The sequence below is a fragment of the Achromobacter sp. ACRQX genome (assembly GCF_022346505.1).
Classification (GTDB): domain Bacteria; phylum Pseudomonadota; class Gammaproteobacteria; order Burkholderiales; family Burkholderiaceae_B; genus Achromobacter; species Achromobacter animicus.
This window is the reverse complement of sequence record NZ_JAKRML010000018.1, coordinates 31,968-55,478: the sequence shown is the minus strand read 5'-3', so window position 1 is coordinate 55,478 and position 23,511 is coordinate 31,968. Positions and strand designations below refer to the sequence as shown.

Sequence of the window (23,511 nt, the reverse complement as noted above, 5' to 3'; positions counted from 1 at the left end):
CCCTGAATTGGTAAATCGATCTCATGCTGAAATCGCCGCAGCCGGCCAGTCGCCTGGCCTTTCCCCGCACTTTGATGGCCGGTTTCATCCTGGCCGCACTGGCCACGCTGGTCATCGCCTTCGTCAACGTACGCTCGGCGGACACCCGCGCGCGTGCCGTCCAGTCGATGGACCGCGCGACCGAGTCGCTGCGTCAGCTCAGCCTGTTCAATTCGGCCCTGAAAGACGCCGAGATCGGCCAAAGGGGTTACCTGCTGACGGGCGACCCGGCCTACCTGGAACCGTATGTGCGCTCCGTGCCGCTCATCGAGCAGCGCCTGGCCGTCGTGCAGGAGTTCTCGCAACAGGACGCCACGCAGCGCCGGATTGCCAATGACATCGCGGGCATCACGAAGCAAAAGCTTACCGAGTTGAACAACACCGTCGAGATGCGCCGAGCGGGCGACGTCGAAGGCGCGCTGGCGGTGGTGCGGACCGATTCGGGCAAGGAGGCGATGGACCGGCTGCGCGATCTTGTCGGCGACCTCTATACGTCACAGATGCGCCGGGTCGAGCAGGAGCGCGACGCCTGGAGCGATGCGGCCACGATTTCCACCTACTATTCCTGGGGCGGCGCCCTGGTGCTGCTGGTCCTGATCTTTGCCTCGGCGCTCATGACCATCCGCGAGTATCGCGTCAAGGCGCGCCAGGCCTGGGTGACAACGGGCCTGTCGGGCCTGAGCATGCGGCTGCGGGGCGACCAGCGGCTGGACGAGATCGGCCGGCGCGCCCTGGACTATCTGGCCGAATACCTGAACGCCAGCGTCGGCGCGGGTTATGTGGTCAACGGTGACGACCTCGAGCTGTTCGGCGGCTATGCGGTGCCGCCGGAAAGACTGCCCCAGAAGATTTCCACGGCGCAGGGCCTGGTCGGTCAGGCGGCCGTGTCGCGCAAGCTGCTGCACGTGCGCAACGTGCCCGCCGGCCACCTCGAAGTCTCGTCCGCCACGGGCCGCTCGAATCCGGTCGAACTGGTGATCGCACCCGCCATGCAATACGAGCGCGTGTACGCCGTGATCGAGCTGGGTTTCAACCATCCGGTCAGCGAGGGCGAACGCAGCCTGCTGGAAGGCGCGTCGGAAATGCTGGCGTCGGCTATCCGGGCCGGCATGGATCGGTCGCGGCTGGAATCGCTGCTGGCGGAAACGCAGCGCCAGTCCGAAGAGCTGCAGACCCAGCAGGAAGAACTGCGTGTCAGCAACGAGGAACTGGAGCAGCAGAGCCGCATCCTGCAGGAATCGCAGGCGCGCATGGAACTGCAGCAGACCGAGCTGGAGCAGACCAACCTGAATCTGGAATCGCAGACCGAGCAGTTGCTGCGGGTGCAGAGCGCGCTGACCGACAAGGCCCGTCTCTTGACGCAGGCCAGCCAATACAAGAGCGAGTTCCTGGCCAACATGAGCCACGAGCTGCGCACGCCGCTCAATTCGACGCTGATCCTGGCCAAGCTGCTGTCCGACAACAAGACGGGCAACCTGTCGGCCGAGCAGGTCAAGTACGCGCATACCATCCACGCTGCCGGTCGCGATCTGCTGGCGTTGATCAACGACATCCTGGACTTGGCCAAGATCGAGGCGGGCCAGGCGACGGTCGAGATCGAAGACGTCGCCGTCACCCCGGCGCTGCAGCGGCTGCTGGAACCGCTGCGGCCGCTGGCCCAGGAAAAGGGCCTGGCGCTGGAGCTGGACATTGCGCGCGACGTGCCGGACACCCTGCGGACCGATCCGCAGCGGCTGGGCCAGGTGCTCAAGAACCTGCTGTCCAACGCCATCAAGTTCACCGAGCAGGGGTTCGTCGCGCTGCGCGTCACGCGGGCGCCGGGCCGGATGCTGTCGTTTGCGGTGCACGACACCGGTATTGGCGTGGCTCCCGACCAGCACGAACTGATTTTCGAGGCCTTCCGCCAAGCCGATGGCAGCACGCACCGCAAGCATGGCGGCACGGGGCTGGGTCTGTCGATTTCGCGGGATCTGGCCAAGCTGCTGGGCGGCTCGCTGTCGCTGGTCAGCACACCGGGGCAGGGCAGCGTGTTCACGCTGCTGCTGCCGATGAACATGCTGGTCGTGTCGACCGCCCCGGCGCCGCGCGAGGGCGCGGAGGCGCCTACCACGCTGGCAGGCCCGGCTGGCGCCATCGCGGCCCCGCCCGCCGCGCGCACCGAGCCTGCCCAACCGGCGGCGCTGGCCCAGTCAGCCGAGCCAATTGAGCAGGAGCCGGGCGAGACCTTTGCCCGAACCATCCTCGTCATCGAGGACGACGAACGCTTTGCGGGCATCCTCGCCGATCTGGCGCACGAGATGGGATTTGGCTGCCTGGCCGCGCACACCGCGACGGAAGGCCTGGCGCTGGCGTCGCAGCGGCGCCCCGATGCCATCGTGCTGGACGTCAACCTGCCCGACTTTTCCGGTCTGGGCGTGCTGGATCAGCTCAAGCGCAATCCGAACACCCGCCACATTCCGGTGCACATCGTGTCGGTGGCCGATTACGCGCAAGAGGCGCTGGTGCGGGGGGCGGTGGGTTATGCGCTCAAGCCGGTCAAGCGCGAGGAACTGGTTCACGCGCTGCACCGCCTGGAAGCCAAGTTCACGCAGAACGTGCGGCGCGTGCTGGTCGTCGAGGACGATGACCGCCAACGCGACAGCGTGCGCGAACTGCTGGCGCGCGACGACGTCGAGATCGTGCTGGCGGCCAATGCCGGCGACGCGCTGGCGCTGCTGCGCGACACCACCTATGACTGCGTGGTGATGGACCTGAATCTGCCCGACATGAGCGGCTACGAACTCCTGCGCGAAATGGCAGAGCAGGAAAGCGTGTCGTTCCCGCCCGTGATCGTGTACACCGGCCGCGCGCTGTCGCGCGACGAAGAGCAGCAGCTGCGCCGCTTCTCCAAGTCGATCATCATCAAGGACGCGCGTTCGCCCGAGCGCCTGCTGGACGAAGTGACGCTGTTCCTGCACCAGGTGGAAGCCGAGTTGCCGCCGCAGCAGCGCCAGATGCTGGAGCTGGCGCGCAGCCGCGACACGACGCTGGAAGGCCGCACGGTGCTGGTGGTGGAAGACGACGTGCGCAACGTGTTTGCGCTGTCCAGCATCCTGGAACCCACCGGCCTGCACGTCGAGATCGCGCGTAACGGTCGCGAGGCGCTGGATGCGCTGGGCCGCGCCGGCGTCAACGGCCACCGTGCGGTGGACCTGGTGCTGATGGACATCATGATGCCGGAGATGGACGGCTATACGGCCATGCGCGAGATCCGCGCGCGGCCCGAGTGGCGCCGTCTGCCCATCATTGCCCTGACGGCCAAGGCCATGAAAGACGACCAGGAAAAATGCCTGGCCGCCGGCGCCAACGACTACATCGCCAAGCCGCTGGACGTCGAGCGCCTGCTGTCGCTGGTGCGCGTCTGGATGCGCAAGTAAGCCCGACCCGGCCACGACACAGCGATCACGCCCATGCCTAATCAAAACAAGGCGAACATCGAAGACATCGAGCAGCGATTGCTGCTCGATGCGATCTATCACCGCTACCACTACGACTTCCGGGAGTATGCGCAGGCCTCGCTGAAACGCCGCCTGCGCACCGCGCTGGGCGAGTTCGACTGCAAGACGCTGTCGCAGCTTCAGGACCGCGTGTTGCACGAGCCCGCCGTGTTCACCGGCTTGTTGCAGTACCTGACGGTGCAGGTCAGCGACATGTTCCGTGACCCCAGCTATTTCCTGGCGCTGCGCAACGAGGTGGTGCCGATCCTGCGCACCTATCCCTCGATCAAGGTGTGGGTGGCCGGGTGCAGCACGGGCGAGGAAGTCTATTCGCTGGCGATCCTGCTGCACGAGGAAGGGCTGCTGGACCGCGCGCTGATCTACGCCACCGACATCAATCCGCACGCACTGCGCGCGGCCGAGCAGGGCGTGTTCGACCTGGAGCGCGCAGCGGCGTTCACGGCCAACCATGCGCAGGCTGGCGGGCGCAACTCGCTGTCGCACTACTACACCGCGCGGTACGGCCGCGTGGTGTTCGACAAGACGCTGCGCGAGCACATGGTGTTCTCCGATCACAGCCTGTCGACCGACAGTGTGTTTGCAGAAGTGCATCTGGTGTCGTGCCGCAACGTGCTCATCTACTTCGAGCGCGATCTGCAGGACCGGGCGCTGGGCCTGTTTCACGATGCACTGGTTCATCGCGGATTCCTGGGCCTGGGGTCCAAGGAGTCGGTGCGATTCACGGCGCAGGCCGACGGCTTTGACGAATTCGTGATGGCCGACCGCATCTACCGTAAAAGGGCCGAGCTGTGACCACGCGCGGGCCGGATCTGTCCGTGGACGCTTCGGACGCCTGGGACGCAATCGTCATCGGCGGCTCGTCGGGCGCTATCGACGCCCTCAGCGTTCTGCTGCCGGCGCTACCCGCAGGCCTTCAGGCGAGCGTGATCGTGGTCCTGCATCTGCCGTCCGACCGCCGAAGCCTGTTGAGCGACATCTTCAGCTATCGCTGCGCCTTGCCCGTGCAGGAAGCGCAGGACCAGCAACCGATACAACCTGGGCACGTGTATTTCGGGCCGCCCGGCTACCACCTGCTGGTGGACCGGGGGCCGCGCCTGGCGCTGTCGATCGACCCGCCGGTGCATTTTTCACGGCCGTCCATCGATGTGCTGTTCCAGTCCGCCGCCGATTGCTATGGCGAGCGGCTGCTTGGCGTGCTGCTGTCCGGCGCGAATGAGGATGGGGCCGAAGGCCTGGCCGCCATCCATGCCGCCGGCGGCCACGCGCTGGTGCAGGCGCCGGCGTCGGCAGCGGTACCTACGATGCCCGACGCCGCCCTGACGCTGGTTCCGGCGGCAAGGGCGCTGACGCCCGACGAGATTGCCGCCGTGATCGCGCAGTTGCCCACAAGGCGGCTGCCCTGAAACCCAAACGCATTGACACCATGATCCCGACATCAGCCCCATCCCGCGACGACCGCATCAAGTGCCTGCTGGTCGACGACGTTCCGGAGAATCTGATTGCGCTCGAGGCGCTGCTGGCCAGCGACCGTGTCGAGGTGCTGAAGGCCCAGTCCGGCCCGCAGGCGCTGGAACTGCTGCTGCGCCACGGCGACGTTGCACTGGCCCTGCTGGACGTGCAGATGCCCGACATGAACGGCTTTGAACTGGCCGAGCTGATCCGCGGCAGCGAGCGCACGCGCCACATTCCGCTGATCTTCATCACCGCGGGCTCGCGCGAACAGAACTGGCAGTTTCGCGGCTACGAGAGCGGCGCGGTGGACTTTCTGTACAAGCCCGTCGACCCGTACATGCTGCGCACGAAGGCCAACGTGTTCTTCGAATTGCACGAGCGCAAGCGTGCACTGGCGCAGCAACTCGAAGAGCGCACCGAAGCGCTGCGGGTCAACGAAATGTTCATGGCCGTGCTGAGCCACGATCTGCGCACGCCCTTGCAGGCCATCATCATGGGCGCCACCGTGCTGCAGCGCCAGGGCGACGATGAACGTGTGTCGAGCCTGGCGCGGCGCATGCTGCAAAGCAGTGAGCGCATGTCGTGCCTGATCGAAGACCTGCTGGATGTGACGCGCATTCGCCAGGCGGGCGGGCTGACGCTGGCGCCCTCGGAACTGAACATGGGGGCGCTGGTCGAGCGCACGCTGGACGAGGTGCGTACGGGCTTTCCCGATCGCCAGGTGGCGTCGCACAGCCGTGGCGACGCGGCCGGCGCGTGGGACGGCCAGCGCATTTCGCAGGTGATCGCCAACCTGGTGGGCAACGCTTTGCACCATGGCAGCAAGACCGCACCGGTGCGGGTCGAGGTCAATGGCGAGGACGCCAACGAGGTTGTCGTCACCGTTTCCAATGGCGGCACCATTCCGCCGGAGCTGCTGCCCCATCTCTTCAACCCATTCCGAAGCGGCGCGCGGCGGCCCGGCGGTCACCACGGACTGGGTTTGGGCCTTTTCATTGCGCAGCAGATCGTGGTGTCGCATGGCGGCTGCATCAGCGCGGACTCGCGTGACGACGTGACGAGTTTCCGCGTGGCCCTGCCGCGGCGGGCGGCGTCGGCAGGCGCGGCGGTGATCGCGCGGCCGCGCGGCGACGCGACGCCCGCCTAAGGCGGCGCAGACTGTCCACCGCAGTCAGCGGTGGACAGGTCATCCGGTGTATCCACATCGGCGCATACGCCCGCATCATCGACCGCCAGCTCGGTCACACCATGACGGGCCAATACGGAACGTGCGCCCACATCTCCCGCCAGCGCCGCAAGCGCTGGCCAGATCGATCGCTGAAACGCGACCGGGTGGCCGCGCTGGCCCTGCCATGCCGGCGCGACGATGGGATGCTCCTTTGCCGCTTCTGCAACGCGCAGGAAGGTATCCGCGCGGATCCAGGGCATGTCGCCAAGCGCGACAAGGCAGGATTGCACGTCCGGGCTTGCGGTGCGCATGACGTGCCGAGCGGCGGCGGCCAGACTGTCGCCCATGCCACCGTTCGTGCCATCGGCGTAAGGGCCGATCGTGACCACCTCGCATCCGGCTTGCGCCAGGAGTGCCGCGACGCGGTCGTTGCCCGCGCGGACGACCGCCACGACGCTGGCCGCCACGGCCAGCAGGGACGACGCGGCCGCCATGACTACAGGTGTGCCGTCTGCAAGGGGCGCGAGCAGCTTGTCCTGGCCCGCGGCCGCGCTGGCAAAGCGCCGGCCGTGTCCGGCAGCTAGCAGGATGCCCACGCAGCGGATGCGCGCGGCGCTGTCCGGATTGGTTTCGAGATCGAACATTTTCTTGTCAAACGGGCGTGGCGGCCGGGCGGTTCCCGTCGCTATCATCGATTGACGACGATCTTATCGGGAAATTCACCCCGTTTTCACGCGAGACGCAGCGCGGCACCCGGTGTGCCGTTGACGGTGCCGCCAGGAACACGGTTTGCTGATAGCGCGCGCTGAAGGCGAGCTGCGGCCCGCCGAATGCTCAAAGGAGTTCCAGCCTTGGAAAATTCCATCGATATCAAGATTTCGCGGCGCAATCTGCTCAAGGCGGGCGCCGCTTCAGCCACCGCACTCGGGACAACAACCATGTCCGCAGCCCAAAGCGCCGCGCCGGCGCACAACCTGACCACCACGGTCACGCTGCAGGTGAACGGCCGCACGCATGAATTGGCGCTGGATGTGCGCACCAGCCTGCTGGACGCGCTGCGCGAGCACCTGCACATGACCGGCACCAAGAAGGGCTGCGATCATGGCCAGTGTGGCGCCTGTACGGTGCTGCTGGATGGCAGGCGGATCAATGCCTGTTTGACGCTGGCCGTCATGCACGACGGCCAGCAGATCACGACCATCGAAGGGCTGGGCACGCCGGGCGCGCTGCATCCGCTGCAGTCCGCGTTCGTCAAGCATGACGGTTACCAGTGCGGTTACTGCACGCCGGGGCAGATCTGCTCTGCGGTCGGCATGCTGGACGAGGCCGCAAGCGGGATGCCCAGCCATGTCACCGCCTCGTTGACCGAGCGCCCGTTGCTGACGCCCGAGGAGATCCGCGAACGCATGAGCGGCAACATCTGCCGTTGCGGGGCGTATTCCAACATTCTGGACGCCATCGAAGACGTCGCGGAGGGCAAGGCATGAGATCGTTCACGTACGAGCGTCCCGGCACCGATGCCGAAGCTGCTGCCAGCGCGGCACGCGAGCCGCGGGCGCGGTTCATTGCAGGCGGCACCAATCTGCTTGACCTGATGAAAATTGAAGTCGAAACGCCCGTCCACCTGGTCGATGTCAACGGCCTGGGTCTGGACCGCATCGAACCCACGGGCGACGGCGGGTTGCGCATCGGCGCCGTGGTGCGCAATGCGGACCTTGCCGCCCACGACGTGGTGCGGCGCGATTACGCGGTGCTGGCGCGCGCGCTGCTGGCTGGCGCGTCGGGGCAGATCCGCAACCGCGCCACGACCGCCGGCAATCTGCTGCAACGCACGCGCTGCCCGTATTTCTACGACACCAACCAACCCTGCAACAAGCGCGTGCCCGGCAGCGGCTGTTCCGCAATCGGCGGCGTGTCGCGCCAGTTGGCGGTGATCGGCGCCAGCGACGCCTGCATCGCCACGCATCCCAGCGACATGGCTGTGGCCATGCGCCTCCTGGACGCGAAGATCGAGACGGTGCGTCCCGACGCCACGCGGCGGGTGATTCCCATCGCCGATTTCTATCGCCCGCCGGACGGCACGCCGCATATCGAGACCCATCTGGCGGCCGGGGAACTGATCACCGCGGTGGTGCTGCCCAAACCGTTGGGCGGCAAACACCTCTACCGCAAGGTGCGTGATCGCGCGTCGTTCGCCTTCGCGCTGGTGGCGGTGGCCGCCGTCGTGCAAGACGATGGCACCGGCAGGGTGGCGCTGGGCGGCGTGGCGCCGCAGCCCTGGCGCAGCGAAGCGGCAGAAGCGCATTTGCCGGACGGCGCGGCGCGCGTGACCGATGCGCTGCTGTCCGGCGCCAAGCCGACGCCGGATAACGGTTTCAAGCTGACGCTGGCGCGCCGCGCGCTCGGTTCGGTCTTGATGGAAGCGAGGGCGTGAACTCATGAAATTCGATACTCCCGCGACACAGAACCCGATCGATCAGCTCAAGGTCGTGGGCCAGCCCGTCGATCGCATCGATGGACCGCTCAAGACCAGCGGCCAGGCCCCTTACGCGTACGAGCACCACGACATCGCGCCGAATCCCGCGGTCGGCTACGTGGTGGGCGCGGGGATTGCCAAGGGCGCCATCACGGCCATCGATACCGAGCTTGCGAGCCGGGCGCCGGGTGTACTGGCCATCGTGACCGCGCAGAATGCCGGCAAGCTGGGCAAGGGCAAGATGAACACGGCCACGCTGCTGGGCGGTCCGGACATTCAGCACTATCACCAGGCGATTGCGTTGGTGGTGGCCAACACGTTCGAGCAGGCCCGCGCGGCCGCCAAACTGGTTCGTGTGCAATACGCGCGGGGGCAAGGCGCGTTCGATCTGGCAGCGCAGAAGCGGGACCACGGCGCATCCGGCAAGCACATCCCGAAAACGGACGCGGGCGACTTCGACGCTGCGTTCGCCGCGGCGCCGGTCACGGTCGATCACACCTACACCACGCCCGACCAATCGCACGCGATGATGGAGCCGCACGCCTCGCTTGCAGTCTGGAAGGGCGACAAGCTCACGATATGGACGTCCAACCAGATGATCGCCTGGGGGCGGTCCGATGTGGCCCGGACGCTGGGCATTCCGAAGGAGAATGTGCGCCTGATCTCGCCCTACATCGGCGGCGGCTTCGGCGGCAAGCTGTTCGTGCGGGCGGACGCCTTGCTGGCTGCGCTGGGCGCCCGAGCGGCCGGCAGGCCGGTCAAGGTGGCGTTGCCGCGTCCGCTGATCATCAACAACACGACGCACCGGCCCGCCACGATCCAGCGCATTCGGCTGGGCGCTGGGCGCGACGGCAAGCTGACGGCGATCTCGCACGAGAGCTGGTCCGGCGACCTGCCGGACGGCCAGCCCGAAGAGGCCGTGCAGCAGACCAAGCTGCTGTACGCCGGCGCCAACCAGCGCACCGCGCTGAACCTGATGACGCTGGATCTGCCTGAAGGCAATGCGATGCGCGCACCCGGCGAGGCGCCCGGCATGATGGCGCTGGAAATTGCCATCGACGAGATGGCGCAGGCGCTGGACATGGACCCCGTGCAATTTCGCGTGCTCAACGACACGCAGGTGGATCCCACCGATCCGTCGCGGCCGTTCTCCCAGCGGCGTTTCGTCGAATGCCTGCAGACCGGCGCCCGGCATTTCGGCTGGGATAAACGCGACCCCAAGCCCGGCGCGCGGCGCGAAGGGCGTTGGCTCATCGGGCTGGGCGTGGCCAGCGCCTTTCGCAACAACCTGGTGACCAAGTCGGCCGCGCGCGTGCGGCTGGACGCGGCGGGGCGCGTCATCGTCGAAACCGACATGACCGACATCGGAACGGGCAGCTACACCATCATTGCGCAGACCGCCGCCGAGATGCTGGGCGTGCCGCTGTCCCGCGTGGTGGTGCGGCTAGGCGATTCGGCCTTTCCCGTATCCGCGGGCTCGGGCGGGCAGTGGGGCGCGAACAGTTCCACGGCGGGCGTGTATGCCGCCTGCGAAAAACTGCGGACGCTGATCGTGGAGCGATTGGGATTCGACGCGCAGGGCGCGGTATTCGCCAACGGCGCGGTCACGGATGCCAGCGGACGCAGCGCGCCCCTGACGCGCGCGGTGTCGGGCGGCGAGCTCATCGGTGAAGACGCCATCGAGTTCGGCGACCTGGACAAGAAATTCCAGCAGTCCACGTTCGGCGCGCACTTCGTGGAAGTGGCCGTGGACGCCGCCACCGGCGAGACCCGCGTGCGCCGCATGCTGGCGGTCTGCGCCGCAGGCCGCATACTCAATCCCAAAACGGCGCGCAGCCAGGTCATTGGCGCGATGACCATGGGCATGGGCGCGGCGTTGATGGAGGAGCTGGCGGTTGACCATCGCGCGGGATTCTTCGTGAATCACGACCTGGCAAGCTACGAGGTCCCCGTCCATGCCGACATTCCGCGTCAGGAGGTCATCTTTCTGGACGAAGACGATCCGGTGTCATCGCCCATGAAGGCCAAGGGCGTCGGAGAACTGGGCCTGTGCGGCGTGGCGGCGGCGATTGCCAATGCGGTGTACAACGCGACCGGCGTGCGCGTGCGGGATTATCCCGTGACACTGGACAAGCTGTTGGCGCAGATGCCGTCTGATGCGTGATGCGTTGCCGCCGTGCGCTATGCTGGCGCGATGACAAAACACGACTATCAAGACGCGCTGCGCCGCATCCTGGACGCGCACACGGCGGCCGCCTTGCGCACGCTGGCCGGCATGTTTGCGCGATTGCCCGAGAAGGCGCGCGAAATCCAGTTCGGCATCTTTCCCGACCAGGGCGGCGAGGGGACTTTTTCGGTGGTGATCGGCCTGGAAGGGCCGGATCTGTATGTGCTGAACAAGGCCATCGAAGGGTTCCGCGATCTCTTTGACGTCGTGCACGGCGAAAAGGGGTTGGAGCCGCCGGTGCCCATGTTCTCCAGCGAGCCGGCGTTCTGCGTGCAAGACGCGATCGCCGACGTGGCGGCCGATTGGGTTGAATCGTTGTGGGAGCAGGGCAGCCGTCTCGTATCGCCAGTGCCGGCGATGGTGTATGCCCAAGACGATTACGGTACGGATCTGCCGCGCGCATTGCCGGGGACATAAGCGGCTTTCGTTCAACCCAGATCAAACAGTCCGGCCGTTTTTCGCCGGCGTGACATCAAGCCTATTTAGAATGCCGGCGGGCGCAGACCGCCCGGCGCGCGGCCATGCCGCGCGTCTCGAATCATTAAAAGGCTTGATCACTCATGTACCGTCATTCCCGCTTGCGCAGCCGCATCGCGCAATCGCTCCATCGTCTTTGCGCGGTGTTGCCTGTTCTTCTGCTGGCGGCGCTGCTTGCGCCGGCCGCGCACGCGCAGTCTTCCGCGCCGCTTCAGTGCGGACTGTACGAGTACGACGGCGGAAGGGGCCAGATGCGGGTGCTGAGTTCCAACCTCATCCGCAAGAGTGCGCTGAACGGTCCCGAGCTGCTTTACTACAAAATCGAAAACGGCAAGCTGGGCTTCTATAACCTGGACCTCGGCCTGGACGATGAATACAAGCTTGCCCCGGACGGCAAGTCGATCGACGTGGGCTTTGAACAGGTCTACGTGCTGAAGACGCCCGCGCCGTGCGCCGCGCCCACGGAACTGCCGCAGACCAAGGTCTGGCCGCTGTGCTGGAAGGCGGGCATGATGGAATGCCTGGACGCGTACAACGAGACGTCCGTCAAGGAACTGGAAAGCATGTGCGCAAGCGGCCTGCCGTTCGTGTGCAAGAAACTGCCGGACGCCTGGCGCGAAGCCGGCGGGCTGGAACCCGGCGAAGGCGGCCAGCCCGCGCCGCTGGGCGAGGCGGCGCACAAGACGCTGCAGGCCGCGTGCCTGAAGGGCATCTCCGCCAGCACGTGCACGCTGGCGGCCGAAGAAGCCTGGACCGCGGGCCGATACCTGGATGCCCGGCCCATGCTGGAACATGCGTGCGCGGCGCCGATCGCCAGTCCCGATGCGTGCACGCTGGCCGACAGCCTGGCGCCGCTGACCACCGAGGCGTTGGCGCAGGCCGCGCCGGCACAACTGCCGCAGGGCACCTTCAAGCGTCCGATCGGCACGTTGCGCAAACTGGTCTTCGGGGCGGATGGCGTGGTCAAGGACGACGGATCGCTGACCATGAAGGCGCGCCGGGAAGGCGGCCTGATCAAGATGCAGCACAACCAGCGCGGGGACTTCGTCCTCAAGCCGCTGGGTGACCGCTTGCTGCTCGGGGTTGATTACTGGAATCGCCTGGCGCTATTCGTGCGCGCTGACAACTAAAGCCTGTCGTCATCCCGCCGGCAGGCGGCGTAGCTGCAGCTTGCCGGTGGCGAAGGCGAATTCGTACGCGTACACGGCGTCGATGGCGTAGGCATCGGGGCCGTGCGGTGCATCTTCCGCGACGATGCCGCGCAGCACAGTGCGCCCGTCGACGCGGTCCAGCACGGCGTAGGCCGTGTGGCCTTGGCGCAGACCGGCGTCGCGCAACCGGTCTGCGATGCGATACGTCTGCAACACGTTCATGCGCGGCTGCACATAGATGCCGTGGCGCGCCTTGAAGTGATTGTCGGCGCGCAGCGTGGCGATGGCCGTATAGCAGGCCTCGCGCAGGCTCGGTTGCCGCTCAGTCACGATATGCGGCGCGGGCAGGGCGGCGGCATCGACCATCCACCATGCGTCGGCCCCGTCTTCCAGGCTTTGCAGGACGGTTGCCGGCTCGCCGCCGATGAACTCGATCCGCCCGTGATAGCCCTTGTCGAGCACTGCCCGATACTCGGCGCGTTGCGCTGCGGGGAGCAGGCTGATCGTCGGTTCCGGGGCAAGACCGGCGTGCGCAATGCGGCCCAGCGCCCGCCACGCCGCGTCGTCCAGCATGGCGCCGTCCTGGCGCAACGCATCCATATCCGCAAAGACCGCCACCCTCCAGCGTGCGCTGCCGTAGATGGACGTCGCCTGCAACGAGAACGCGTCGCCCTGCAGACCCAGCGCCTGCAATTGCGCCAACGCCGCCTTTTGCCGCGCCATGTGCCGGTCTTTTTCCTGGCGCGCGGCGTCGATGCGGCCGGTCAGCGTGGCCAGCTCCTCGTCCGGTCCCAGCCGCACCATGAATTGCTCGGTGTCGATGCGGTCCTGCAGGTAGATGCCGTATATGCCGTTCCAGGGGGCCAGCGGCGCGGACGGTCGCAGCGGACGCATGCTGACGATGTGCAGGTCGGCGCCGTAGTGGTCCGTGATCGTGCGTTCGACGTCGCGTATCGGGCCTTTGCCGGTGCAGGCGCCCAGCAATGCGGTGAACAGGCACGCAATTGCCGTCAGCCGCTTTCTTGTGTTTGTCATCGGGACTTTGGTGGCCGGCGCCCGGGCGGGCGCCGCTCGGCTGCAAAGAGCGCGAGTGTAACGAACCGGGCCACGGTGGCACGGCTTTCGCTGCAGTGCGCGTTGATGGCGTACAAGCCGGTGGGATATCCAGTCCCCGCCCAGGGAAGCGAAACATTCGCAACAACGTTTTACGACGGGCCGGGCACCGCGCGCCCCGTAGTCTCGCCAAGACGCATCGTTCTGGCCTGCCACCATGTGTTTCAGCTGGCAAACCGGATGTTGCGATCCGGATGCAACCCGGTAGGATGCGCGCACATTGCTCCAGTCCATTTCCACCGAGGATCGATCCCATGTCCCTGCCGCGCCCGCGACTTGCTCTTTGTGCCCTGATGCTCGCCCTGACCCTGTCGGGCTGCGTCACGATCCCGGATTCGAACGGCGCGGGCACCGCAGACGACAAGCGTTATGGGCAACTGGTCGATCTGATCGGCGAGGCGATGAAGGACGGCATGGCGGTGGTGTTGGTTGCGGACCTGATGCCGCACGCCACGTTGAAGGACGCCATGAAGATGACGACGTGGACCGGCAATACCGTCTGGATGTTCGAGCCCGATCCGCGCATCACGTTCGGGCGCAAGTTCCAGAACAACTCGCTGCAACGCGACAAGGACACGACGTACCTGTTCAAGGCCTTCGAGGTCCACATCCTGCCGCCTGGCAAGTACCTGCTGACGGGCGGGGACGACTACAAACTCAATGCCAAGCTGGACGACATCGGCGCGCGCGCCGGCGCGGTGGGCTCGGGCCGTGGCGCCAACGGCACCACCTATCTGTCGCCGGAGCTGTATCGCGAGTTCTACAAAGAGACCAACTGGCACGAAGGCACGACGGGCAGCCAGACGCGAACCGAAAAGGTCTGCACGGCCGTGCACCGCGCATCCGGCGCCTGCGTGGCCTGGGGCGAACAGCAGGTCACCGAGACCACGCCCGGATCGCGTGCCGGCTACTACGAAGACACCACTTCGCGCGACATCCCCGCCATCAAGGTGCAGTCGCGCGTGGTGCCCAAGCTGGCGCTGGCCAGCTTCACGCTCAAGGGCGGCGACCTGGTGCTGAGCCAGCGCATGCACATGAGGACGCCCAGCTACAAGTTCAAGCAGTCCGCGTGCCGCGCAGTCGATCCGAAGATGATCGAATGCCCGCTGGAGGACTTCACGGTGTACACGTGGCCGGCGCCGATGGACTTCGCGCAGAAGTACTTCGCGCAGCGCACGAACCTGACCGACGCGCAGCGTGAGCTGCTGGCCAAGCTCAAGCCGATGCAGATCACGCCGTTGGGCAAGCAGGGCATGCAGGATCCGGTGTGGGGCGTGCCGCTGTCGCTGGGCAACCGGAAGTAGGCCGGATCGGTCCACAAGCTGCGGGCCGCTGGCCAAGTGCCGTGGCACCGCAGGGCATCCGTTTTCGCGCATAAGCGAATCGCGAAAATTTCATATTGAATGAGTTTGATTCTTAGTTATACTCGGACACATCTGTGCGGGCGGTCACGCCGTTCGTGCGGATCTCCGGTCTACGTACCAATGCAGCGGGCGTTTCGGCTTCGGCGGAATGTTTCGGTACGCCGGCGGGCCGGCGCATAAAGACAATAAAAACCAGCGTTGACAGCATCACCCAAGCGCATTCCTCGAGCGACGACGCATCGACAGGTCGACCCGACGAACGTCCGCCGCGCCCGCCGTCCTTCGTACAGAACCTGGAGCACTGCATGCCTGTCCCCACCCGTCGCCGCAAGCTTGCGATCGCCTTGTCCGCCGCCCTGGGCGCGCCCACCGCTTTCGGCCCCTCCGCCTTCGCGCAGTCGTCCGGCGCCAATCCGCCGGTGCCCCAATTGCCCGCCGTCACCGTGACGGGCGCCAGCGAGAACAAGCCGGATGAAATGCCGCCGGTCTACGCGGGCGGCCAGATCGCGCGCGGCGCGCGGTTGGGCATGCTGGGCAATGTGGACATGATGAGCACGCCATTCAACGTGACGGCGTACACGTCGGAACTGGTGTTGAACCAGCAGGCGCGCAGCCTGGCGGACGTGATGGCGAACGATCCCGGCGTCGTCAGTGCGGGGCCATGGTTCTTCGACAACTTCAATATCCGCGGCTTTGTCGTCAACCGCGCGGAGATCGGTTTCAACGGCCTGTACGGCATCGCCAATTCCGAAGGCGTGCAGCTTGAAGGCTTGGAGCGCATCGAAGTTCTCAAGGGGCCGAGCACGCTGCTCAACGGCAGCGCGCCGCGCGGCACGGCGGGCGGCGCGATCAACCTGGTGCCCAAGCGGGCGGACGACACGCCGCTGACGCGTTTTACGACCAGCTATGTGGGCGACGCCAACCTGGGCGCCAACGTGGACATCGGCCGGCGCTTCGGCCAGGACAACAAGTTTGGCGTGCGGCTGAACGCGGCCTATCGCGACGGAGTAGGGTCGGTCGACAACGAGAAGCCGCGCGCCTCGAACGTGACGCTGGGGCTGGACTACCGTGGTGACCGGCTGCGCGCCAGCGCGGATCTGGGCGCCAGCAACCAGAAGGTCAGCGGCGCGCGGAACAATTATTTCGTCACGACCGCGTTTCCGCCGTCGGCGCCGCGCGGCGACATCAATCCGTATCCGTCGTGGTCGTACCAGGACAAGGATTATGCGTTCGCCATGGTGCGCGCCGAGTACGACCTGACCCGCAACTGGAGCATCGGCGGCGCGTTCGGTCTGGCCGAGACGACGCGCAAGGCCAATTCGCCGTGGGGCGTCATCATCAACGACGCCGGCGACCTGGATTTCACGGCGTTCGGGCTGAAGGAACGCAACAAGACGCGCAGCGGCGAGTTGAACACGCGCATCCAGTTCGACACCGGCCCCATCAAGCACAGCGCCGTGCTGGCCGTGACCGACTACGACTCGAAGGTCAGCGGCTATCAGCCGCAGTCGTCGTGGAACGAGTTCAGCAACATCTATCACCCGACCAGCCTGTCGGAGCCCGACAACTTCAGCCTGAACGGCACGATGGTGCCGCAGAACGACATGACGTTGCGCAGCTACGCCATCACCGACACGCTGTCGATGCTGGACGAGCGCGTGCTGCTGACGCTGGGCATGCGCCATCAGAAGATCGACGTGAATTCCTATGTCTGGAATACCGGCGTGTGGCAGTCCAACTACACCCGCAGCGCCAACACGCCGGCGGTAGGCCTGGTCGTCAAGCCGACCGACAAGCTTTCCCTCTACACCAACTACGTCGAGGCGCTGGCGCAGGGCGCCGTGGCGCCGGCCACCGCGGTGAACGCGGGAGAGGTGTTCGAACCGTTCGTATCCAAGCAGTTTGAAGTGGGCGCCAAGATGGACTGGGGCACGTTCTTCACGTCGCTGAGCGCCTTCCAGATCAAGCGGCCCAGCGGGTTCCTGGGCGCGGACAACGTGTATCGCCTGGCGGGCGAGCAGCGCAATCGCGGGCTGGAATTGTCCGTCGCTGGCGAGGCTGCGCGCGGCCTGCGGCTGCTGGGCGGCGTGGCGTGGACGCGTGCCATTCTGACCGAAACCCCGGGCGGTGAATTCAACGGCGCCAAGGCGTCGGGCGTGCCGACGTGGTCGGTCAAGCTGGGCGCGGAATACGACATCGCGCAGGTCCCCGGGCTGACCGCGACAGCGCGCATGATCTACACCTCTTCCATCCCGTGGGATGCGGACAACAACGCAACCGTGCCGGCCTGGACGCGTTTCGACGTGGGCGCACGCTATGCAACCCGCATCGCCGACCGCAACGTGGTGTTCCGGGCGGCTGTGGAGAACGTGTTCAACCGCCGCTACTGGGATTCGTCGCCCGCGTACCAGATGGTCACGTCCGCCGCACCGCGCACGTACATGCTGTCGGCCAGCGTCGACTTCTGATGGCCGCAGGCCGGCATTGGCTGGGAGAGCGCCAGACCTGGGTCTGGCTGCACCGCTACGCCGGTCTGCTGACCGCGCTGTTCCTGACGGTGGCGGGGCTGACCGGCAGCATCCTGGCGTTTGGCCACGACATCGACGCGTGGCTCAATCCCGGTTTTCACCAGGCGCGTTCCACTGCGCCGCCGCTGGGCTTTGATGCGCTGGCGGCGCGCATCGAGGCATCGGATCCCGCGCTGCGTGTCGACTACGTGACGCACGATGGCACGCCCGGCCGCACGGCGCTGGCGTTCGTGTCGGCGCGGGCCGGACGTCCGCCGCTGAGCTATGACGAGGTGTACGTCGACCCGGGCACCGGTGAGATCCAGGGCAAGCGTTCGCGCCGGGCCTGTTGCCTGCAGGCCGAAAGCTTCGTCCCGTTCATGCTGCAGATCCATCACAGCCTGTATGTGCCGGGCTTGTGGGGGTGGTGGTTCATGGGCGGCATCGCGCTGATCTGGCTGGTGGACAGCTTTGTGGGCGTTTACCTGACGTTGCCGCGCGGCGGGCTGCGCATGGCGAAATGGAAGCCCGCATGGCTTATCAAGCGCGGCGCGGGAGCGTACCGGCTGAACCTGGACCTGCATCGCGCCTTTGGATTGTGGCTATGGCTGGCGCTGGTGCTGCTGGCGCTGAGCAGCGCCTACCTGAACCTGCGCGAAGAATTGTTCCGGCCGGCCTTGTCGGCCGTGTCGACGCTGACGCCGATTCCCACGGCCAGCACGCCGGCCGCGGGGTGCGATGCGCTGTCCGTAGTGGGCTTTGACGCCGTTCGCGCCCGCGCCAACGCGTATGCTGAGGCGCAGGGGTGGCCGCAGCGCGTAAGCGGCGTCAGCCACTTCAGCGAACTGGGCTTGTACCTGGCGCTGCTGTGGCCGTCGCATCACGACCGGGGGCAAGGCCTGGGATCGCCCATGCTGTACTACGACGCGCACACCGGCGCGCGGGTGGGGGTGACGCAACCCGGCCACGGCACCGCGGCCGACGTCTTCACGCAGATGCAGTTTCCGCTGCACAGCGGCCAGATCGGCGGGCTTGCCGGCCGGATCGTGGTCTGCGCGCTGGGGCTGGTCGTTGCGATGCTGAGCGTAACCGGCGTGGTGATCTGGTGGAAGAAGCGGCGGTCGCGGGAAGTCTCGGACCAGCGTGCGGGGCGCGGCTGACCAGGGCGACGCCCCAGCTGGCCGGATTGCTACCAATGTCGGATGGTCGTAGTCATTCCGGCTACTTGAGTGGCTGAAAAACTGCGCATAGATTGACCAAGGCCGATTTGCCGTTGTGCGAGTCGGCCGTATGGATGGTCCGCAGCAGAAAGTGTTCAGTGGTGCGTTTTCTCTGTCTTTGTCAGGGAGCCCATTCTTGGACGTCCACCTCCTTCGTGCAGGCCGGTGCGCCTCACGCACACGCCGTCTATCCCCGTTCGCGCCGCTCCATACCGCCGCCTCGTTTTGCGGCGGCGCACTGTCGTCCCTTTCCCCTCGTTTCCACTGACCTTGATCCACGGAGCGTGCCCGCCACATCGACACCGAACGCGCATTAGCTAGAAAAAACATCGTCGTGCATGTTGGAAGTCCCCTCAGTGAACTTCGCCAAACACATCCATTAGGAGCGACAACAATGAAGCTAACTCGCCGCAAACTGAACGCAGGGGGATTGGCCCTGCTGGCTGCAGGATCGCTGGGGCCGGCCTTCCGGGCCTCGGCCGCCGCCTCGGAAGGGCTGGTCGCCAATCTGCCTGAAGCCGATGACCGTTTCGTCCTGGCCACCGACGCCTACATCTACGCCTACCCGCTGGTGACCATGGAGATGACCCGCCGGGTGATCACCAACGTCGCCGAACCCAAGGGCACGCGCGCGCCGATGGGCCAACTCATCAAGTTGCGTCAGTACCCGGACGCCAAGTTCCGCGACGTGACGGCGCCAAACGCCGACACGCTGTACACCACGGCGTTTTTTGATGTGGGCGACGAACCCTGGGTCGTCAGCCTGCCCGACCTGAACGGCCGCTACGCGCTGTTTCCGCTGCTGGACGGCTGGACGACCGTGTTCGACGTGCCCGGCAAGCGCACGACTGGCACGGGCGCGCAGACCTTCATCGTGACGGGGCCGGGCTGGGAAGGAACGGTGCCGCAGGGCATGAAGCAGTACAAGTCGCCGACTAGCATCGTCTGGCTGCTGGGCCGCATCTATTGCACGGGCACGCCCGAAGACTACGCTGAAGTGCACAAGCTGCAGGACCAGGTGAAGATCGCGCCGCTGAGCGGCTGGGGCAAGGACTGGAAGGCGCCGCAGGGCAAGGTCGATTCGGCCATCGACATGAAAACGCCGGTGCGCGACCAGGTCAACAACATGGATGCGGCCGAGTATTTCTCGCTGTTCGCGCAACTGCTCAAGCGCAATCCGCCGACGGTGGCCGACGCGCCCATGGTCGAGAAACTGGCGACGATCGGCATCGTGCCGGGCCAGGATTTCGACAAGTCCAAATTGCCCGCCGATTTTGCCAAGCGTGTGCCGGAAACCGGCTTCGCACGCATCATGGCGCACTTCCGGTCCAACGATGGCGACATCCAGCACATCGATGGATGGGGCTTCACGACCAAGACCGGCATCTACGGCACCAACTATCTGCAGCGTGCGCTTATCACCGCGATCGGGCTGGGCGCGAACCGCCCGCAGGACGCGGTCTATCCGACCTCGTTGCGCTCGGCCAATGGCGCCATCCAGCGCGAATACAACGGCTCGGAAAAGTACGTGCTGACCTTCCGCAAGGGGCTGACGCCGCCGGTGTCGGGGTTCTGGTCGCTGACCATGTATGACCAGAATTACTTCTTCGTCGATAACCCGCTGAACCGCTATTCCATCAGCGAGCGCCAGCCGCTCAAGCGCAAGCCCGATGGGTCGATTGATCTGCTGATCCAGAACGAATCGCCGGGTCCGGAGATGGAGTCGAACTGGCTGCCGGCTCCCAAGGGCCGGTTCATTCTGATGATGCGTCTGTATTGGCCGAACGAAAGCGATCCTTCCATCATCAATGGCTCGTGGACGGTGCCGCCGGTGCGGCGCGTGAGCTGACGCGGTCATGGCGGCAGGGCGCGCCCAGGACCTTCCGGGGTGCGGCCCGCCTGTCTGCATACGCCTTCGGGCCGGAGGACACGCGATGAAAATGTACGTCTTTGCCTGTGCGGCATGCACCGCGCTGCATGCCGGAACCGCGTTCGCGGCCGAGCCGCAGACGGCACCCGCCGTCGACGCAGCAGTTTCCGACGAATGGAAGTTTTCGGTGTCGCCGTATTTATGGGCGCCGGCGCTATCCGGGAAGATCACGCATCGGCGGCTACCGCCCGTCGACGTCGATGCGAGCTTCGACAAGATCTTCGACAACCTGGATTTCGCGGCCATGCTGATGGGCGATGCGCGCAAAGGCCGGTACAGCATCTTTGGCGACCTGCTGTACGTGAAGGTCGGCGCGCAAGGCGACACGCCGCGGGGAATTCTGGCCGACAGCGCGGACGTGAAGAACGAGTCGTTCACGGGCATGATCGGCGCGGGCTATTCCGTGCTGGACAGGTCAGAGCACAGCCTGGACGTGGTAGGCGGCCTGCGGGTCTGGTCGGTGGACAACAGCATCAGGTTCAATGGTCCGCTGACACGGGGCACAAAGCACAGCGACAGCGCGACGTGGGTGGACGCCATGGTGGGCGTTCGCGGCACCTACAACTTTCATTCCAGGGCCTATCTGACGGGCTGGGGCATGATCGGGGCAGGGGGCGCGCAGGCGGACTGGGACCTGGGGCTTGGCGTGGGCTACAACTTCAACAAGTCGGTGTCGGCCACAGTGGGATACCGCGCGATGGGCGTGGACTACGAACGCAACGGCTTCAAGTACGACGTGGTGTTGCAGGGGCCGATCGCGGGGGTGACGATCCGTTTTTGAACGACGTGTTCCGCAGTGGGTTCAGCGCAGGTCGGCCACGTTGACGGTGGTGGCGCCGCAGGCCTGCACCAGTTCAGGGTCGTGGCTGGCAAACAGCACGACGCGGTCTTGCGCCCAGCGCTTGAACACCTCAGCCAGCACGCCGCGCGCCTGGGCGTCCAGCCCGTTGCTGGGGCCGTCGGCCACGACGACCGCCGGATTGCCCAGCGCGGCGGCGGTCAGGTAGATCTTGCGACGCGTGCCGGTGGACATCTGCTCGAAACGCTTGTCCAGATGCGGCTCAAGACCAAGCTGGCGGGCCAGTTCCCATATCGAGTCGTCCAGCGTCACGCCTTTGGCTTGGGCCGCCTGTTCCAGCAGGCCGCGTCCCGTCTGCTCGGGAAACGCCATGCAATTGTCCGGCACCCAGGCCAGGCGGGACTGCGCAACTTGCGGCGCGTCGCGCAGCGAGTGGCCGTCGATGTGCACGTCGCCGCCGTCCGGCGCGAGGGCGCCGGCGATGATGTTCAGCAGGCTGGACTTGCCGGTGCTGTCTTCTTCGCACAGCGCCACGCAGCCTGGCGCAAAGGTATGCGTCAGTCCCTGGAACACGATGTAGTCGCCGTAGCGCTTGCTGAGATTGTCGATGCGTAGCATGCGGCAAGTGTACGAGAGGAACGCGTTCCGCGGCCACTGGAAGGCGAGGCCGTATTCGATCGGGTCGAGCAGGCCATGGGTTGTCGTGTCCGGACCCGGCCGTTAGCATCGGCGGCTACCCGCCAAAAAACCGGAGACTTCATGACTGCGCCCATTCCTGAATTCACCCATGCCGTCGTAACGCGCGACGCACGCGGCGTCTATACCCTGCAGATCCACGATGCCAAGAGCCTGAACATCCTGGCGTCGGCCGTCACACTGAGCCTGACCGAGGCGGCGCGCTGGATCGCGGCGCAGGATGACGCGCGCGCCGTGGTGATCCGCGGGACGGGCGAGAAGGCCTTCGTGGGTGGGGCAAATATTCATGAAATGGCCGAGCTGGACCCGCCCGGCGCACGTGCCTTCATCACGCGGCTGCGCGACCTCTGCGATGCGGTGGCGGACATTCCCGTGCCGACCATTGCCCGGTTGCCGGGCTTTTGCCTGGGCGCCGGTATGGAGCTGGCGGCTGCCTGCGACATCCGGCTGGGATCGGCGGACGGCGTGTTTGGCATGCCGGAGGTGCGCGTCGGGATTCCCTCGGTGATCCATGCGCTGTTGTTGCCTGCGCTGATCGGCCAGGGCCGGACCAATTGGCTGCTGCTTACCGGCGAGACGGTGGATGCGGTGCAGGCGCGAGATTGGGGGTTTCTGGAGTTCCTATGCGAGCCCGGAGGGCTGGACGCGCTGGTTGAACGGACCGTGGCGCCGATTGCCGCCAGCGGCCCGCGCGCCGTGCGGTCGCAGAAGGCCTTGCTGCGTTACTGGGCGGAATCGTCGATCCAGGCCGGTTTGGACCGTAGCGTCGAGGCCTTTGGTGAAGCCTTCACCACCGACGAGCCGCGCCGGTGCATGGCGCCGTTTCTGGCGCGCAAACGGCATCGCTAGGCAAGAAGACGGTGCGCTGCAACCGGCCCCGCAGGACGCGCGCCGCGGTGCGTGCGCAAGAGGGTTTCGCGCATTCAGACAGGAACGCCATGTGCTGACGTTCAAGGATGTCACGGCACAAGGAGCCGACATGATTGCCGAAACGAACGAAATGGAATGCTGTATCGATAGCTGTCTGACCTGCTATCGCACGTGCGTAAAGACCGCAATGACTCATTGCCTGGAGGTGGGGGGCGAGCACGTTGAAATGGCGTCTTCAGCGATCGGGAAGACGGGTACGCAATGACAAGCCCCGCAAACGGGGCCTGCCTCAGATCACTTCCGGAGATGCTCGCGCACGGCCGTGGCGGATGGCCCGACCGCTTTCACGGCGTCGCGCAATTGGGCTTCGCTGACGCCGAGCGCCTGGGTCCAGTAGCGCAGTTCATGCGTTTCGTTGACATTGATTCGGGAACGGTCCTGGGGACCGCGTTTGCTCAGGTCGTCTGACATGTTTCTATCCTCCGGGTTGAGACGCCCCGGAGGTCAGCAAGCGTCATGCCCGCG

General features: G+C 66.0%; 19 protein-coding genes. 15 read left to right on the top strand and 4 right to left on the bottom strand.

Annotated elements, in window-relative coordinates; translation table 11 throughout:
- Positions 1-23 precede the first annotated feature (23 nt).
- From MHZ91_RS17005 to MHZ91_RS16990, 4 genes are read left to right on the top strand one after another with little or no spacing between them, the layout of a single operon-like run.
- Positions 24-3,455 (top strand): response regulator, encoded by a 3,432-nt coding sequence (locus tag MHZ91_RS17005; protein ID WP_175137604.1) that lies wholly within the window; start codon positions 24-26, stop codon positions 3,453-3,455.
- Between the two features lie 33 nt (positions 3,456-3,488).
- Complete coding sequence (locus MHZ91_RS17000; protein WP_239214727.1) at positions 3,489-4,328, top strand: protein-glutamate O-methyltransferase CheR; 840 nt, start codon at positions 3,489-3,491, stop codon at positions 4,326-4,328.
- Positions 4,329-4,351: 23 nt separating this feature from the next.
- Entirely contained in the window at positions 4,352-4,939 is a 588-nt protein-coding gene (locus MHZ91_RS16995; RefSeq protein WP_239214725.1) for a chemotaxis protein CheB, read from the top strand.
- A gap of 20 nt (positions 4,940-4,959) precedes the next feature.
- Positions 4,960-6,135 carry a hybrid sensor histidine kinase/response regulator gene (locus tag MHZ91_RS16990; RefSeq protein WP_239214723.1) on the top strand — a complete coding sequence of 392 codons (1,176 nt, stop codon included), beginning with the start codon at positions 4,960-4,962 and terminating at the stop codon, positions 6,133-6,135.
- Here MHZ91_RS16990 and MHZ91_RS16985 read toward each other — a convergent pair.
- Positions 6,132-6,800 carry an NTP transferase domain-containing protein gene (locus MHZ91_RS16985; RefSeq protein ID WP_239214720.1) on the bottom strand — a complete coding sequence of 223 codons (669 nt, stop codon included), beginning with the start codon at positions 6,798-6,800 and terminating at the stop codon, positions 6,132-6,134. The genes MHZ91_RS16990 and MHZ91_RS16985 overlap by 4 nt on opposite strands.
- 207 nt (positions 6,801-7,007) lie before the next feature.
- Here MHZ91_RS16985 and paoA point away from each other — a divergent pair, with 207 nt between their 5' ends.
- From paoA to MHZ91_RS16960, 5 genes are all read left to right on the top strand, one after another.
- Complete coding sequence (paoA, locus tag MHZ91_RS16980; protein WP_239214718.1) at positions 7,008-7,643, top strand: aldehyde dehydrogenase iron-sulfur subunit PaoA; 636 nt, start codon at positions 7,008-7,010, stop codon at positions 7,641-7,643.
- Positions 7,640-8,590 (top strand): xanthine dehydrogenase family protein subunit M, encoded by a 951-nt coding sequence (locus MHZ91_RS16975; RefSeq protein WP_239214715.1) that lies wholly within the window; start codon positions 7,640-7,642, stop codon positions 8,588-8,590. Before paoA ends, MHZ91_RS16975 begins: the two co-directional genes overlap by 4 nt.
- A 4-nt stretch (positions 8,591-8,594) precedes the next feature.
- The gene (gene paoC / locus MHZ91_RS16970; protein ID WP_239214713.1) at positions 8,595-10,796 is read left to right on the top strand and encodes an aldehyde oxidoreductase molybdenum-binding subunit PaoC; all 2,202 of its coding nucleotides are present in this window, start codon (positions 8,595-8,597) and stop codon (positions 10,794-10,796) included.
- 30 nt (positions 10,797-10,826) lie between these two features.
- Complete coding sequence (locus MHZ91_RS16965; RefSeq protein ID WP_239214711.1) at positions 10,827-11,276, top strand: DUF6389 family protein; 450 nt, start codon at positions 10,827-10,829, stop codon at positions 11,274-11,276.
- Positions 11,277-11,419: 143 nt separating this feature from the next.
- Positions 11,420-12,466: a hypothetical protein gene (locus tag MHZ91_RS16960; protein WP_239214710.1), complete on the top strand. Its 1,047-nt coding sequence runs from the start codon at positions 11,420-11,422 to the stop codon at positions 12,464-12,466.
- Between the two features lie 9 nt (positions 12,467-12,475).
- On the opposite strand, the gene MHZ91_RS16955 is transcribed toward MHZ91_RS16960, so the two are convergent.
- On the bottom strand, positions 12,476-13,522 hold the full coding sequence (locus MHZ91_RS16955) for a hypothetical protein (protein WP_239214709.1): 1,047 nt from the start codon (positions 13,520-13,522) through the stop codon (positions 12,476-12,478).
- Positions 13,523-13,893: 371 nt separating this feature from the next.
- On the opposite strand from MHZ91_RS16955, the gene MHZ91_RS16950 reads away from it, so the two are divergent.
- The 5 genes from MHZ91_RS16950 (at position 13,894) to MHZ91_RS16930 (ending at position 21,402) form a co-directional block, all read left to right on the top strand.
- On the top strand, positions 13,894-14,904 hold the full coding sequence (locus MHZ91_RS16950) for a hypothetical protein (protein WP_239214708.1): 1,011 nt from the start codon (positions 13,894-13,896) through the stop codon (positions 14,902-14,904).
- 365 nt (positions 14,905-15,269) lie between these two features.
- Positions 15,270-17,432: a TonB-dependent siderophore receptor gene (locus tag MHZ91_RS16945; protein ID WP_239214706.1), complete on the top strand. Its 2,163-nt coding sequence runs from the start codon at positions 15,270-15,272 to the stop codon at positions 17,430-17,432.
- On the top strand, positions 17,432-18,631 hold the full coding sequence (locus tag MHZ91_RS16940) for a PepSY domain-containing protein (RefSeq protein WP_239214704.1): 1,200 nt from the start codon (positions 17,432-17,434) through the stop codon (positions 18,629-18,631). Before MHZ91_RS16945 ends, MHZ91_RS16940 begins: the two co-directional genes overlap by 1 nt.
- Before the next feature lie 454 nt (positions 18,632-19,085).
- A complete protein-coding gene (locus MHZ91_RS16935) occupies positions 19,086-20,540 on the top strand; it encodes a DUF1254 domain-containing protein (RefSeq protein WP_239214702.1) in 1,455 nt (484 codons plus the stop codon).
- Between the two features lie 85 nt (positions 20,541-20,625).
- Entirely contained in the window at positions 20,626-21,402 is a 777-nt protein-coding gene (locus MHZ91_RS16930; RefSeq protein WP_175122697.1) for a hypothetical protein, read from the top strand.
- 21 nt (positions 21,403-21,423) lie between these two features.
- Here MHZ91_RS16930 and MHZ91_RS16925 read toward each other — a convergent pair whose 3' ends face one another.
- Positions 21,424-22,038 carry an ATP-binding cassette domain-containing protein gene (locus tag MHZ91_RS16925; RefSeq protein ID WP_175122698.1) on the bottom strand — a complete coding sequence of 205 codons (615 nt, stop codon included), beginning with the start codon at positions 22,036-22,038 and terminating at the stop codon, positions 21,424-21,426.
- Positions 22,039-22,179: 141 nt separating this feature from the next.
- Here MHZ91_RS16925 and MHZ91_RS16920 point away from each other — a divergent pair, with 141 nt between their 5' ends.
- A complete protein-coding gene (locus tag MHZ91_RS16920; RefSeq protein WP_175122699.1) occupies positions 22,180-22,965 on the top strand; it encodes an enoyl-CoA hydratase in 786 nt (261 codons plus the stop codon).
- A 315-nt stretch (positions 22,966-23,280) separates the two neighbouring features.
- Here MHZ91_RS16920 and MHZ91_RS16915 read toward each other — a convergent pair whose 3' ends face one another.
- Positions 23,281-23,457 (bottom strand): DUF3606 domain-containing protein, encoded by a 177-nt coding sequence (locus tag MHZ91_RS16915; RefSeq protein ID WP_175122700.1) that lies wholly within the window; start codon positions 23,455-23,457, stop codon positions 23,281-23,283.
- Positions 23,458-23,511 lie beyond the last annotated feature (54 nt).